The organism is Allobosea sp. GW821-FHT12C12, from assembly GCF_058807355.1.
On the sequence record NZ_JBXAQP010000005.1, the window covers coordinates 101,632 to 114,490 of the forward strand.

Consider the following 12,859-nt stretch of genomic DNA (forward strand, 5'->3'; position numbering starts at 1 on the left):
CATGACGATGCTGACCGTGGCCGCGGGCCAGATCGCCTGCCGGCCGGGCGACCTGCAGGCCAATCTGGCGAGCCATCTCGCCATGATCGAACAGGCGCGACTGCGCGGCGTCGATCTTCTCGTCTTTCCCGAGCTGTCGCTGACCGACTATCTCGCCGCGCCCGATTGCGCGGCGCTGGCGATGGCGCGCGACGAGGCCACGCTGACGCTGATCGCAAGGATGGCCGGCGCGATGGCGGTCTCCGTCGGCTTCATTGAGCGCGGCGAGGATGGGCGCTTTTTCAACGCCCAGGCCCTGCTGGCCGGAGGCGAGATCGCGGGGGTGCATCGCAAGCTCAACCTGCCGAGCTATGGGAATCTACGCGAGACCGAGGTCTATGAGGCTGGCGACACGCTCGAAATGGTCCCGCTCGCGGGCGGCTGGCAGGTCGCGACGCTGATCTGCGCCGATAGCTGGAACCCGGCCTTGCCCTGGCTCGCGGCGCTCTCGGGCGCGAACCTGCTGCTCCAGCCGACCGCGTCCGCGCGCGACGCGGTCGGCGGCGGCTTCGACAATCCGCGCGGCTGGGAGATCAATCTCACCCATACCGCGCTGAGCTACGGCCTGCCGGTCGTCTTCGCCAACCACTGCGGCCGGCGCGGCCAGGTCGATTTCTGGGGCGGCTCGCGCATCCTCGACGCCAAGGGCTGCGAGCTGGCGCAAGCAGGGGCGCAGCCCGAGCTTGTCGTCGCCGAGATCGATCTCAACGACGGCGTCGCGGCGCGCGCGACGCTGCCGACCATCCGCGACAGCGCGCCGGAGCTGATCCGGCGCCTGCTCGTCGGGCATCTTTCGCGCGCTCCGGACCCGGACCCATGACGCCGCTCGCCTTCATCCATGCCCTGCGCTTCGCCGACCTGCCGCAGGATGTCGTCGCCCCGGCGCGGCGCTGCCTGCTCGATCTCGTCGGCGTCGCGGCGAGCGGCCGGACGACGGAGCTGTCGCGCATCGTCCATGGCTTCGCCGTCCGGCAGATGGGCGCGAGCGAAGGCGGCGCGCGGCTCCTGTTCGACGGCCGCCGGGCGAGTGCGTCAGGGGCTGCCTTCGCCGGCGCCTCGACGATCGACGCCTTCGACGCCCATGACGGCCACGCCCTGACCAAGGGCCATGCCGGCGTCGCGATCCTGCCGGCGCTGCTGGCGGTCGTCGATGCCGAGGGGCTGCGGCTCGCTGGCGGCGAACTGCTCACCGCGCTCGTGATCGGCTACGAGATCGCGACCCGGGCCGGCATCGCGCTTCATGCCAGCGTCAGCGACTATCACACCTCCGGGGCCTGGAACGCGCTCGGCTGCGCCGCCGTCACGGCACGGCTGCTCGGTCTCGACGAGGAGAAGACGCGCCATGCGCTCGGCATCGCCGAGTATCATGGCCCGCGCAGCCAGATGATGCGCTGCATCGACCATCCCACCATGCTGAAGGACGGTTCGGGCTGGGGGGCCTTCACCGGCGTCTCCGCCGCCTATCTGGCGCAGGACGGCTTTACCGGCGCGCCCGCGATCACGATGCAGGCTGAAGACCAGGCCGGGCTCTGGTCCGACCTCGGCGCGCGCTGGCGCATCCTGGAGCAGTACGTCAAGCCGTGGCCGGTTTGCCGCTGGGCCCAGCCGGCGGTCGAGGCGGCCGCGCACCTGCTGGCGACCCACGCGATCGCGCCAGAAGACATCGCAAGCGTCGCAGTCGAGACCTTCCATCAGGCCGTCAGGCTCGGGACGGCGATGCCGGCATCGACCGAGGCGGCGCAATACGCGCTCGGCTTCCCGCTCGCGGCGTTTCTGCTGCGCGGCAGGCTTGGCGCCGATGAGATCGGGCCGGACGGGCTCGGCGATCCCGCCATCGCCGCGATGCTGGGCCGGATCGTCCTGCGGGAGCGCGAGGCGTTCTCGCGCCTGTTTCCTGCCTCCCGGCAGGCCTCGGTGCGAATCGTCATGCAGTCGGGCGAGGCGTTCGAGGCGAGCGTCACGGGCGTAACCGGCGATCCGGATCGCCCGCTCGGCGATGCTGAGTTGCGCGACAAGTTCATGGCGCTGACGGAACGGCTGGGCGCGGAGCGGTCGCGGCGGCTCTTCGAGGCCTGCACGGAGCTTGGGACCGCGACCGGCGGCTCGGTGAGTGAGCTGCTCGAACTTTGCCTGGCCGGCGACGCAGCCCGTTCCGGCGGCGCGTCGCTCGATGGTCCGCGCGATGAAGCTCACCGGCTCTTGCCAGCCTCCGCCCGCGCGCCCGCGACCTGATCGAGCAGCAAGAACCCGTCACCGGGGTCGCCGGGCAGGCCGAGCCGCCCGAGTCGCTCCTGATGGATCGCCGTGCCTTCGGTCACGGCAGGATCGATCCCCAGCTCGCGCAGCGTCGCCGCGACCTCGCGCATCTCGGCGGCGCGCCTGACGCCGTGCTGGAGCATGCGGCTGACATTGTAGGGCACGAGTTGCGGCCAATCGAGGCCGGGATAGCTGTCCGTGAGCGAGGCGAGGATCGTCCCGTCGACGCCGGCCGCGCGCGCCGCCATGAAGCATTCATAGCTCAGCGCCTCCAGCCCCTTCACCATGACGCTGCGGACCATCTTGATGATCGTCGCCGCGCCGATCTCGGGCCCGGCCAGCTTCAGCGCCATGCCGACGGGCTGGAACATCTCCATGAACGCCGCCGCGTCCGGTCCGGCGACGAGGCAAGGCGTGGCATGGCCGCGCGGATGCACAGGAGCCATGATCGCCAGATCGAGATAGCGACCGGCCTGGCCGATCGTCGCGGCGGCCTCGCGCTTGCGGCCGGGCGAGACCGAATTGACGTCGACGAAGATCTGGTCGGACGACAGATGCGGGGCGGCCGCGCCAGCCGCGTCGAGACTCGATGCGGCTGTGACGGCGCAGAACACGACATCGACCCCGCGCAGGGCCGAGGGCAGGTCCGCCGCGAGCCTGACGCCGAGTCGCTTCGCCGGTTCCGCCACCCGCAACGGATCGGGCGCGATGTCGAAGGCGGCGATCTCGACGATGCCGGCCTCGCGAAAGCCGCCGGCGAAGGCCTGGCCCGCCTCGCCGAAACCGACGAAGCACAGGCGCGGCGGGTTGCTGCGGCTCTCGGCGAGCTGGTTCATGTCGCATTCCTGATCGGGCGTCGCTCGAACGACCATAGACCGCCGAGGCTTCGCCGGGCGAGGGGGCTTTCGACAGGGTTGCGGAAGCCGCCGCTTCGGCTGCATTTGGCGGTTTCGATCCGCTGTCGAGCGAGCCATCATGAGAATCGACGTCCTCGGGCTGCAGGCCTTCGTCAGCATCGCCGAACGCGGCAGCTTCCATGCCGCAGCCTCGCATCTCAACCTGTCGCAGACGGCGCTCAGCCACCGCATCCGCAAGCTGGAGGAATCGCTGGCGACGCCGCTTCTGCTGCGCACGACGCGCAAGGTCTCGCTCACGCCGGCGGGCGTCGCGCTGCTGCCGCGCGCCAAGCGCAGTTTCGAGGATCTCGGCAGCGCGCTCGACGAACTCCGGATCGGCGCGAGCGACGCCGAGGAACGCGTCGTGCTCGGCTGCCTGCCGACGATCGCGATGCGCTGCATGCCGGCGGTGATCGCCGAGTTCGTCCGCCACCGGCCCGGCATCCAGGTCAAGGTGCTCGACAATTCGGCTTCCGAGATCGCCGACAAGGTCCAGTCCGGCGAGGCAGAATTCGGCGTCACCATCGTTTCGGCCAATCGCTGGGACCTTGATCTGCGGCCGGTGCTGAAGGAGCCCTTCGTGCTGGCCTGCCCGCGCGGCTGGTCGCTGGCGACCTCCGCCTCGCTGACCTGGGCGCAACTGCAGGACGTGCCGCTGGTCCGGATCAGCGCCGAGACCGGCAACCGCATCCTGATCGACGACGCGCTCGGCTCACGTCGCGAGATGCTGAACTGGCGCTACGAGGTGCAGCGCGTCATCACCGCCATCAGCTTCGTGCGCTCGGGGATAGGCTGTACGATCGTGCCGCAACTTGCGCTCGACACGGTCTCGGGCGCCGACATTGTCGCGATCCCGCTGCGCTCGCCGACGGTTTCGCGCAGCGTCGGCCTCGTCACCCGCAAAGGCCTGCCGCTGCGGCCGGCGGCCCGCGACCTGCTCGATCTGGTGATCGCGGCTCTGAAGGAAGAACGGCTCGACGGCTGAACGAAATCCTGCATCGCTCTCATCAATCGCTGCATTCTAGTCATTTGATCGCACAATCATTCGTCGGCATGGTGTTCAGGGTCGAGAGCCGCCGCGAGATTGACCATCCGCCCCCAGCGTCGCGGACGGAGACGTAGCCGATGCCGCAAAGCGCCATACCCTGCATGCTGATCCGGGGCGGCACCTCCAAGGGCGCCTATTTTCTGGCAAGCGACCTCCCGGCCGACCCTGCCGCGCGCGACGCGGTCCTGCTCGCGCTGATGGGCTCGCCCGACAAGCGCCAGGTCGACGGGCTCGGCGGCGCGCATCCGCTGACCAGCAAGGTCGCGATCGTCTCGCGCTCGACGCTGGCCGGCTGCGACATCGACTTCCTGTTCGCGCAGGTCGGCATCGAGACCGCGAGCGTCGACACCACGCCGAACTGCGGCAACATCCTCGCCGGTATCGGCCCCTTCGCCATCGCGCGCGGGCTTTTCGCGGCAAAGGGCGCCTCGACCACGGTTCGGGTCCGGACGCTCAACACCGGCACCATCGCCGACCTGGTGATCGAGACGGACGACGGCCAGGCGAGCGTCGAGGGTCGGGCCCGTATCGACGGCGTGCCCGGAACCTCCGCGCCGATCGCGATCAGCTTTTTGGGCGCCGAAGGTTCGGTCTGCGGCGCGTTGCTGCCGACCGGCAACGCCGTCGACATCGTCGACGGCGTGGAATGCACGCTGATCGACAACGGCATGCCGGTGATTGTGCTGCGCGCGAGCGACATAGGCCGCACCGGCCACGAGCCGCGCGACGAACTGGACAAGGATGTGGAACTCAAGTCGCGGATCGAGCGCATCAGGCTCGCCGCCGGCCCGCTGATGAATCTCGGCGACGTGTCGGCCAAGGTCGTGCCCAAGATCGCGCTGGTCGCGGCGCCCATGGCGGGCGGGGCGATCGCGACGCGCAGCTTCATCCCGCATGAGTGCCACGCCTCGATCGGCGTCTTCGCCGCCGTCACGGTCGCGACGGCCGCCGCGCTGCCGGGCACGCCCGCCGCCTCCGTCGTCGTCATGCCGGAAGGCCGCGAGCGAGAAATCTCGGTCGAGCACCCGACCGGCGAGTTCACCGTGCGCCTGACCGTCGGCGGCACGCCTGAGAAGCCCCTCGTCGAGCGCGCCGGTCTGCTGCGCACCGCGCGCATCCTGATGGACGGCAACGCCTATGTGCCGGCCCGCATATTGCGCGCCGCCCTGCCGCGCGCCGCTGAATGAGTGTTCGCAGAGAGGATTCCTGAGCCCATGCCGAGCCTGCAGAAGACGGGTCTGGTGATCACCGCCCATCCCGGCGATTTCGTCTGGCGCGCCGGCGGCGCGATCGCGCTGCACGCCAGGCGCGGCTTTCGCATAAAAATCCTGTGCCTGTCCTATGGCGAGCGCGGCGAAAGCCAGTTCGCCTGGAAGAAGGCCGGCGTCAGGATGGAGGACGTCAAGGCGCAGCGCCGCGACGAGGCCCAGGCCGCAGCCGACGTGCTCGGCGCCGGGATCGAGTTCATGGACGCCGGCGACTATCCCCTGCGGACGACCGAGGCCATGCTCGACCGCGCGATCGACATCTTCCATGAGCTTGCGCCCAGCTTCGTGCTGAGCCATGCGCTGGAGGATCCCTACAATGTCGACCATCCCGAGGCGACGCGCTTCGCCCAGGAAGCGCGCATCATCGCCCAGGCCGCCGGCCACAAGCCCGATCCCGGGCGCGCCTATGCCGCCCCGCCCGTCTTCCTGTTCGAGCCGCACCAGCCCGAGCAGTGCAATTTCAAGCCGAACGTCATCCTGAACATCGACGAGGTCTGGGAGCAGAAGCGAAGAGCCTTCGAGATCCTCGCGGCGCAAAAACATCTCTGGGCCTATTACGAGCGCGTCGCGCTCAATCGCGGCATGCAGGGCGGACGCAACTCCGGCAAGGCCATGACCTATGGCGAGGCCTATCAGCGGCTCTTCCCCGAAGCGCTGGAGACGCTGGCATGACCCCCGTCGTCATTCGCACCGACAAGCGCGCGGCCGCCGCCGATATCGCCGCTCTTGCCGGCCTCGGCGTCTCGACCGCGCATGAGGCGATGGGCCGGTCTGGCCTGATGAAGCCCTATATGCGGCCGATCTACGCCGGCGCGCGCATCGCCGGCAGCGCCGTCACGGTGCTCGCCCAGCCCGGCGACAACTGGATGATCCACGTCGCGATCGAGCAGATGAAATCCGGCGACATCCTCGTCGTCGCCTGCACGGCCGACAACACCGACGGCATGTTCGGCGATCTGCTGGCGACCTCGGCGCTGGCGCGCGGCGGCCTCGGGCTCGTCATCGACGCCGGCGTGCGCGATATCCGCGACCTGACGCGGATGGGCTTTCCGGTCTGGTCGCGGGCGATCTCGGCCAAGGGCACGGTCAAGGCGACATTGGGCAGCGTCAACGTGCCGATCGTCTGCGCCGGCGCGCTGGTCCATCCGGGCGACGTGATCGTCGCCGACGATGACGGGATCGTCGTCGTGCCGCGCCTGGAAGCGACGAGGGTCGCCGGGGCTGCCGCCAAGCGCGAGGCGAACGAGGAGGACAAGCGCCGCCGGCTGGCGGCGGGCGAACTCGGCCTCGACCTTTACGGCATGCGCGAGGGGCTGGCGAAGGCCGGCCTCGTCTATCGCGACGATCCGGAGGGCTGAGCCGCGATGACGCCGGAACCCTGCTACGACGTCGCCCATCTCGCCCATGTCGAGCTTTTCACCGACAAGCCGGAGGAAAGCCTCGAATTCTTCGTCGACGTCTACGGCCTGACCGAGAGCGGGTGCGAGGGCGACAGCGTCTACCTGCGCGCCTGGGACGATTACGAATTCCATACGCTCAAGCTGACGGCCTCGACCACGACGGGCGTCGGCCATATCGGCTATCGCGCCACAAGCGAGCAGGCGCTGCTGCGCCGCGTCGCCGCGATCGAGGCGCTCGGCGCCGGCATCGGCTGGGTCGAGGGCGATCTCGGCCATGGCCGGGCCTATCGCTTCAAGGATCCCGACGACCACGTCTTCGAGATCTATTTCGACACGACCAAATACGTCGCCCCGCCGCATGAGAAACCGGCGCTGAAGAACCAGCCGCAGCGCAACCATGGCCGCGGCTGCGCCGTGCGCCGGCTCGACCATGTCAACCTGCTGGCGCGCGACGTCGCCGCGATCCGGGAGTTCCTGCCGAAGGCGCTGGGCAGCCGCGTCACCGAACAGATCGTGCTCGATTCGGGCGAGGTCGGCGGCTGCTGGTTCACCGTCAACAACAAGAGCTACGACATCGCCTATACGCGCGACTACACCGGCGCGGCCGGGCGCTTCCACCACCTGACCTACGCCGTCGACCAGCGCGAGCACGTGCTCGAGGCGGCCGACATTTTCCTCGAGAACGGCGTCCATATCGAGACCGGCCCGCACAAGCACGCGGTCCAGCAGACCTTCTTCCTCTATGTCTACGAACCGGCGGGAAACCGCATCGAGATCGCCAATGCCGGCGCGCGGCTGATCCTCGATCCCGACTGGCGGACCGTGACCTGGACCGAAACCGAGCGGAAGAAGGGCCAGGCCTGGGGGCTGAAGACGATCGAGAGCTTCCACACACACGGCACGCCGCCGGCGAAGACGGCCTGACGGCGCGCCCGACGATCGTGGAGGGTCGCGCCGGACGGCCGACGCGGCCCGGGCCTATCGCCCGGTCCAGTTCGGCGGCCGCTTGCCCAGGAAGGCCTCGATGCCCTCCCGGAAATCGGCGCTCATATAGCACGCCACCACGAGGTCGTCGGTCTCGGCACGGCTGCCGTCCTGCGCGAGCCGGCGCAGCGATTCCTTGGTGGCGCGCAAGGTCAGCGGCGCGTGGCCGGCGATGGTGGCCGCGAGTTCGTAGGCGCGCGCCATCAGCGCCGGATGGTCCGCGACCACCTCCTTGTAGAGGCCGGTGCGCTCGCCCTCCTGCGCTTCGACCAGACGCGCGGTGAAGACCACGTCCTTGACGCGCGCCGGACCGAGCAGGGCGACGAGCCGCGCATAGCTCCTGGCCGAGAGGCAGTTGCCGAGCGTGCGCGCTACGGGAAAGCCGAACTTGGCCGAGGCGGTGGCGATCCGCATGTCGCAGGCGCAGGCGATGCTCGCGCCGCCGCCCGTGACCGCGCCGGAGATCGCGGCGACGGTGGGTATGGGGCAGCTCTCGATCGTGGTCAGGATGCGGTCGATCCTGCTCTCATAGGCGAGCGCATCCTCCGGCGTCTCGAAGGCGCGGAACTGCGAGATGTCGGTGCCGGCCGCGAAGGCCTTCTCGCCCGCGCCGGTCAGCACCAGCACCTTCGGCGCCCCGTGGCCGGCGACGTCGCCGCAGATCAGCGCGATCCGTTCGTACATGGCGAAGGTCAGCGCGTTGCGCGCCCGCGGCCGGTTCAGCGTGATCGTGCCGATGCCGTCCTTCACCGCGTAGAGGATTTCGTCTTCCATCGTGCCCGACTCCCTCAGATCGCGCCGCTCGCGCGCAGGCCGACGATCGCGGCCGCGTCATAGCCGAGTTCGGCCAGGATTTCGTCGTTGTGGTCGCCGGCGTCCGGCGTCGGCGTGGCGACGCCGGCCGGCGTGCGCGACAGGCCGACCGGCTCGCCGACGACGCGATAGTCGCCGATGACGGGATGCGAGACGGCCTGCGCGATGCCGAGATGCCTGACCTGCGGGTCCTCGAACATCGCATCGACGCTATAGATCGGCCCGGCCGGGACGCCCGCAGCCTCGAAGGCCGCGAGCCAGTGGCCCGCGTCCTGCGTGGTCAGGATCGTCTCGATCAGCTCGCGCAGTTCGGGTCGCGCCGCGAAGCGCTTGTCCATATGATCATAGCGCGGGTCGACCGCGAGCTCCGGCCGGCCGACCGCGCCGCAAAACGAGCGCCAATGGCCCTCCGCGCCGACGCCGATATTGATGTGCCCGTCGCGCACGGCGTAGACGCCCATCGGCGTCGAATAGGGATGGTCGTTGCCGGCCTGCGGCGGCACCTCGCCCTCGACCAGATAGCGAGCGGCCTGGAAATCCATCATCGCGATCTGCGCTTCGAGGAGCGAGGTCTGGACCCATTGTCCCAGCCCCGAAACCTCGCGCTCCTGCAGCGCGACCAGCGCCCCGACCGCGCCATAGAGCCCGGCGGCGGAATCCGCGACCGCGATGCCGGCCCGCACCGGCCCCTGGCCCGGCAGGCCGGTCACCGACATCATCCCGCCCATGCCCTGCGCGATCTGGTCGAAGCCGGCGCGCGTCCGGTAGGGTCCGCTCTGGCCGAAGCCCGAGATCGAGACCAGGATCAGGCGCGGGTTGAACGCATGCAGCGTCGCGAAGTCGAGCCCGAGCCTGTCTTTCACGTCCGGCCGGAAATTCTCGATCAGCAGGTCGGCCGTGCCGATCAGCGTGGTCAGGATCGCCTTGCCCTGCTCCGTCTTCAGGTTGAGGGTCAGCGAGCGCTTGTTGCGATGCAGGTTCTGCATGTCGTAGCCGTGGCGCGGCCCGCTCATGTTCTCGTTCGGGTCGAGGCCGGGCGGGCTCTCGATCTTGATCACATCCGCGCCGAAGTCGGCGAAGATGCGCGCGCAGGTCGGCCCTGCCCGCACGCGCGACAGGTCGAGCACGCGCAGACGGTTCAGGGCGGAGGACGGCGTCGGGCGCGGCATGGACTGACAAGGTCGCGGGCGAAAAGGGCCGCGACTATCGGGGCCGTCTCCGGGAGCGTCAATGCGCGGGCAAGGCATGGCTCCGATGCGCGGCCTGGCCGGCCAGATCAGGCTTGCTCGACATAGCGCCGGCGCAGATGCGCCTTGAAGACGCCGGCATCGAGTGGCTTGCCTGTGGCTTGCGTCAGCAGGTCGTCGGTCTCCAGCAGGCAGCCTTGCGAATGGATGTTGGTGCGCAGCCAACCGACCAGCGGCGAAAAATCGCCGCGCGCGATGCCTGGCAGGATGTCGCCTTCAGCCTTGCAGGCCGCCTCGAACAGCTGCGCCGCCGTCATCGCGCCGAGCGTATAGGTCGGGAAATAGCCCCAGCCGCCGCTCGGCCAGTGCACGTCCTGAAGGCAGCCGAGCCGGTCGTCGGGCGGCACGATGCCGAGGAGAGAACGCATGCCCTCGTTCCAGGCCTCGGGCAGGGCCGAGAGGGGGATGGTCTCGGCGATCAGCGCCTGTTCCAGCCGGTAGCGCAGGATGACATGCGACGGATAGGTCACCTCGTCGGCGTCGACGCGGATGAAGCCGGCCTCGACACGGGTGAAACGCCGGTGCAGCGCCCGCGCCTCCCAGGCAGCGCCCGCGCCGCCGAAGGCCTCGCGCATCAGCGGCGCGGCGAAGGCGAGGAACTCCGCCGAGCGGCAGGCCTGCATCTCGATCAGCAGCGACTGGCTTTCATGCACGCTCATGCCGCGCGCCTGGCCGACCGGCTGGCTGAGGAAGGCTTGCGGCCGGCCCTGCTCGTAGAGCGCGTGCCCGGTCTCGTGCAGCACGCCCATCAGCGCCTTGTCGAAATCGGCCTCGTCATAGCGCGTGGTGATGCGGACGTCGTTGTCGGCCCCCCCGCAGAAGGGATGGGTCGAGACGTCGAGCCGCCCGCGCTCGAAATCATAGCCCAGCGCCGCCATCATCCGGAGGCCGAGCGCGCGCTGCTTCTCGACCGGGAAGGGGCCTGCCGGCTCGGGCGTCGCCGGCCGGCGCGCCTGCGCGGCCAGCGCCTCCTGCGTGAAGCCGGGCAGGAAACCGGCGAGCTCGTCGAACAGCGCGTCGATCCGCGCCGCTCGCCCGCCGGGCTCGTAGTCGTTCAGCAGCGCATCGTAGGCCGACAGTCCAAGTTTCTCGCCCTTGGCGACGCCGATCTGGCGCTGCAGGCTCAGCACGTCCGCGAGAGAGGGCAGGAGCCCGGCGAAATCGGCCTCGGCGCGGGCCTGCCGCCAGCGCATCTCGCAGGCCGATACGGCCTTGCTCGACGCCTCGACGAGATCGGCGGGCAGCGCCGTCTCGACCGTCCAGACCCGCCGGATCTCGCGCAGATTGGCGCGCTCCCAGGTTCCGAGATCGCCTTGCGCCTCCGCGGCGGCGAGCCAGTCGCCGATCTGCGGCGCGGTGGCCAGGTCGTGCCGCATGACCTGCAGCAGCGCCATGCTATCGGCCCGGGTCTCGGCCGCGCCCTTCGGCATCATCGCGTCGTTGTCCCATTGCAGGATGCCGATGGCGTTCCCGAGCGCACTGATGCGGCCGTAATGGGCGGAAAGACTTGCGTAGGCGGTCATGGCCCGATTTCTCTCGCCATCCCCGGTTTGAAGCCGAGCTTGTCGAGCAGTGTCCGCGCCATGGCGATCTCCCGTTCCGTCTTGACCATCGCAGCTTTGAGCCTAGCCGGCGGCCGGCTTGAGATAAGGCCGCTTCACCCCCTGTTCGGCGAAGACCGAGCGGTTGCTCTCCTTGCGCTTCTTCAGCTCGGCGCGCGCCACGGTGCGCAGATGCACCTCGTCGGGGCCGTCGATGAAGCGCAGCGCCCGGCCCCAGGAGTAGATGAAGGCGAGCGGCGTGTCGTTGGTCAGCCCGCCCGCCCCGAAGACCTGCATCGCCCGGTCGGCGATCTTGGTCTGCAGCCGGGCGGCGACGACCTTGATGGCCGAGACCTCGGTGCGCGCCGCCTTGTTGCCGTGCTTGTCCATCATCCAGGCGGCGCGCAGGCAGAGCAGCCGCGCCTGGTCGATCTCCATGCGGCCCTCGGCGATCCAGTCCTGGATGTTGGAGTACTCGGCGATGGTGCGGCCGAAGGCCTTTCGTTCCAGCGCGCGCTCGACCATCAGCTCGAGCGCGACCTCGCATTGCCCGATGGTGCGCATGCAATGGTGGATGCGGCCCGGCCCGAGCCGCGCCTGCGCCAGCGCGAAGCCCGCGCCTTCCTCGCCCAGCATGTTGGCGGCCGGCACGCGGATATTGTCGAAATCGGTTTCGGTATGGCCTTCTAGCGCGATGTGATTCAGCACCGGCAGGTTGCGCATCACCGTCAGGCCGGGCGAATCCATCGGCACGATGATCATCGAATGGCGCTTGTGCGGGTCGGCGTCGGGGCGCTTGTCCGACAGGCCCATCACGATGCAGAACCTGACGTTGGGATGCAGCGCTCCGGTCGTCCACCATTTGCGCCCGTTGACGACGTAGTCGTCGCCGTCGCGGGTGATCGTGGTCTGGAGATTGGTCGGGTCGGATGAGGCGACGCCGGGCTCGGTGATGCCGACGCAGGAGCGGATCTCGCCGTTCATGAGCGGCACGAGCCAGCGCTCGCGCTGCTCCGGCGTCGCGAACATGTGCAGGATTTCCATGTTGCCGGTATCGGGTGCGCTGCAGTTGAAGACCTCCGACGACCAGAAGATGCGCCCCATCATCTCGGCCAGCGGGGCGTATTCGAGATTGGTCAGCCGCGTGCCGGGCTCGTCGGGCTTCAGCGCCGGGATGAACAGGTTCCACAGCCCCGCCGCCTTGGCCCTGGCCTTCAGCCCGTCGATCAGCGCCATCGGGTAGCGGCCGGCCTCGGTCTCGTGCTTCCACCGCGCGTCCGCCGGCTGGACATGGGCGTCCATGAACTCCCGCAGTTCCGCCCGCAGGCTCTCGACCTTGTCGGAATAGGCGAAATCCATGGCGTTCC

General features: G+C 69.4%; 12 protein-coding genes. 7 read left to right on the forward strand and 5 right to left on the reverse strand.

Annotated features, from left to right (window positions below; genetic code table 11):
• Position 1 precedes the first annotated feature (1 nt).
• Positions 2 to 859: a nitrilase-related carbon-nitrogen hydrolase gene (locus AC1RRW_RS09000; RefSeq protein WP_492900360.1), complete on the forward strand. Its 858-nt coding sequence runs from the start codon at positions 2 to 4 to the stop codon at positions 857 to 859.
• Positions 856 to 2,271 (forward strand): MmgE/PrpD family protein, encoded by a 1,416-nt coding sequence (locus tag AC1RRW_RS09005; protein WP_492900361.1) that lies wholly within the window; start codon positions 856 to 858, stop codon positions 2,269 to 2,271. Before AC1RRW_RS09000 ends, AC1RRW_RS09005 begins: the two co-directional genes overlap by 4 nt.
• On the opposite strand, the gene AC1RRW_RS09010 is transcribed toward AC1RRW_RS09005, so the two are convergent.
• A complete protein-coding gene (locus tag AC1RRW_RS09010; RefSeq protein WP_492900362.1) occupies positions 2,229 to 3,131 on the reverse strand; it encodes an NAD(P)-dependent oxidoreductase in 903 nt (300 codons plus the stop codon). The two genes, AC1RRW_RS09005 and AC1RRW_RS09010, sit on opposite strands and share 43 nt — an antisense overlap.
• A gap of 139 nt (positions 3,132 to 3,270) precedes the next feature.
• Between AC1RRW_RS09010 and AC1RRW_RS09015 the strand changes: the two genes are divergently transcribed.
• The 5 genes from AC1RRW_RS09015 (at position 3,271) to AC1RRW_RS09035 (ending at position 7,831) form a co-directional block, all read left to right on the forward strand.
• Positions 3,271 to 4,176: a LysR family transcriptional regulator gene (locus tag AC1RRW_RS09015; RefSeq protein WP_492900363.1), complete on the forward strand. Its 906-nt coding sequence runs from the start codon at positions 3,271 to 3,273 to the stop codon at positions 4,174 to 4,176.
• Positions 4,177 to 4,316: 140 nt separating this feature from the next.
• Positions 4,317 to 5,426 carry a 4-oxalomesaconate tautomerase gene (locus AC1RRW_RS09020; RefSeq protein WP_492900364.1) on the forward strand — a complete coding sequence of 370 codons (1,110 nt, stop codon included), beginning with the start codon at positions 4,317 to 4,319 and terminating at the stop codon, positions 5,424 to 5,426.
• Between the two features lie 27 nt (positions 5,427 to 5,453).
• The gene (locus AC1RRW_RS09025; protein ID WP_492900365.1) at positions 5,454 to 6,179 is read left to right on the forward strand and encodes a PIG-L deacetylase family protein; all 726 of its coding nucleotides are present in this window, start codon (positions 5,454 to 5,456) and stop codon (positions 6,177 to 6,179) included.
• A complete protein-coding gene (locus tag AC1RRW_RS09030) occupies positions 6,176 to 6,865 on the forward strand; it encodes a 4-carboxy-4-hydroxy-2-oxoadipate aldolase/oxaloacetate decarboxylase (protein WP_492900367.1) in 690 nt (229 codons plus the stop codon). Before AC1RRW_RS09025 ends, AC1RRW_RS09030 begins: the two co-directional genes overlap by 4 nt.
• Before the next feature lie 6 nt (positions 6,866 to 6,871).
• On the forward strand, positions 6,872 to 7,831 hold the full coding sequence (locus AC1RRW_RS09035; RefSeq protein ID WP_492900368.1) for a catechol 2,3-dioxygenase: 960 nt from the start codon (positions 6,872 to 6,874) through the stop codon (positions 7,829 to 7,831).
• 54 nt (positions 7,832 to 7,885) lie between these two features.
• Here the strand turns inward: AC1RRW_RS09035 and AC1RRW_RS09040 are convergent, their stop codons facing one another.
• The 4 genes from AC1RRW_RS09040 to AC1RRW_RS09055 all read right to left on the reverse strand — a co-directional run bounded on the left by AC1RRW_RS09040 (position 7,886) and on the right by AC1RRW_RS09055 (position 12,851).
• Positions 7,886 to 8,665, reverse strand: a complete 780-nt coding sequence (locus AC1RRW_RS09040; RefSeq protein ID WP_492900369.1) for an enoyl-CoA hydratase/isomerase family protein — start codon at positions 8,663 to 8,665, stop codon at positions 7,886 to 7,888.
• Between the two features lie 14 nt (positions 8,666 to 8,679).
• A complete protein-coding gene (locus AC1RRW_RS09045) occupies positions 8,680 to 9,873 on the reverse strand; it encodes a CaiB/BaiF CoA transferase family protein (protein ID WP_492900370.1) in 1,194 nt (397 codons plus the stop codon).
• 107 nt (positions 9,874 to 9,980) lie between these two features.
• Complete coding sequence (locus AC1RRW_RS09050) at positions 9,981 to 11,474, reverse strand: carboxypeptidase M32 (RefSeq protein ID WP_492900371.1); 1,494 nt, start codon at positions 11,472 to 11,474, stop codon at positions 9,981 to 9,983.
• A gap of 102 nt (positions 11,475 to 11,576) precedes the next feature.
• Positions 11,577 to 12,851, reverse strand: a complete 1,275-nt coding sequence (locus AC1RRW_RS09055; protein WP_492900373.1) for an acyl-CoA dehydrogenase family protein — start codon at positions 12,849 to 12,851, stop codon at positions 11,577 to 11,579.
• Between the last annotated feature and the right edge of the window lie 8 nt (positions 12,852 to 12,859).

Excerpts from the sequence above, each read along its gene's own strand:
- AC1RRW_RS09000 (WP_492900360.1), top strand. The coding sequence starts at position 2 with ATGACGATGCTGACCGTGGCCGCGGGCCAGATCGCCTGCCGGCCGGGC.
- AC1RRW_RS09005 (WP_492900361.1), top strand. The coding sequence starts at position 856 with ATGACGCCGCTCGCCTTCATCCATGCCCTGCGCTTCGCCGACCTGCCG.
- AC1RRW_RS09010 (WP_492900362.1), bottom strand. The coding sequence starts at position 3,131 with ATGAACCAGCTCGCCGAGAGCCGCAGCAACCCGCCGCGCCTGTGCTTC.
- AC1RRW_RS09015 (WP_492900363.1), top strand. The coding sequence starts at position 3,271 with ATGAGAATCGACGTCCTCGGGCTGCAGGCCTTCGTCAGCATCGCCGAA.
- AC1RRW_RS09020 (WP_492900364.1), top strand. The coding sequence starts at position 4,317 with ATGCCGCAAAGCGCCATACCCTGCATGCTGATCCGGGGCGGCACCTCC.
- AC1RRW_RS09025 (WP_492900365.1), top strand. The coding sequence starts at position 5,454 with ATGCCGAGCCTGCAGAAGACGGGTCTGGTGATCACCGCCCATCCCGGC.
- AC1RRW_RS09030 (WP_492900367.1), top strand. The coding sequence starts at position 6,176 with ATGACCCCCGTCGTCATTCGCACCGACAAGCGCGCGGCCGCCGCCGAT.
- AC1RRW_RS09035 (WP_492900368.1), top strand. The coding sequence starts at position 6,872 with ATGACGCCGGAACCCTGCTACGACGTCGCCCATCTCGCCCATGTCGAG.
- AC1RRW_RS09040 (WP_492900369.1), bottom strand. The coding sequence starts at position 8,665 with ATGGAAGACGAAATCCTCTACGCGGTGAAGGACGGCATCGGCACGATC.
- AC1RRW_RS09045 (WP_492900370.1), bottom strand. The coding sequence starts at position 9,873 with ATGCCGCGCCCGACGCCGTCCTCCGCCCTGAACCGTCTGCGCGTGCTC.
- AC1RRW_RS09050 (WP_492900371.1), bottom strand. The coding sequence starts at position 11,474 with ATGACCGCCTACGCAAGTCTTTCCGCCCATTACGGCCGCATCAGTGCG.
- AC1RRW_RS09055 (WP_492900373.1), bottom strand. The coding sequence starts at position 12,851 with ATGGATTTCGCCTATTCCGACAAGGTCGAGAGCCTGCGGGCGGAACTG.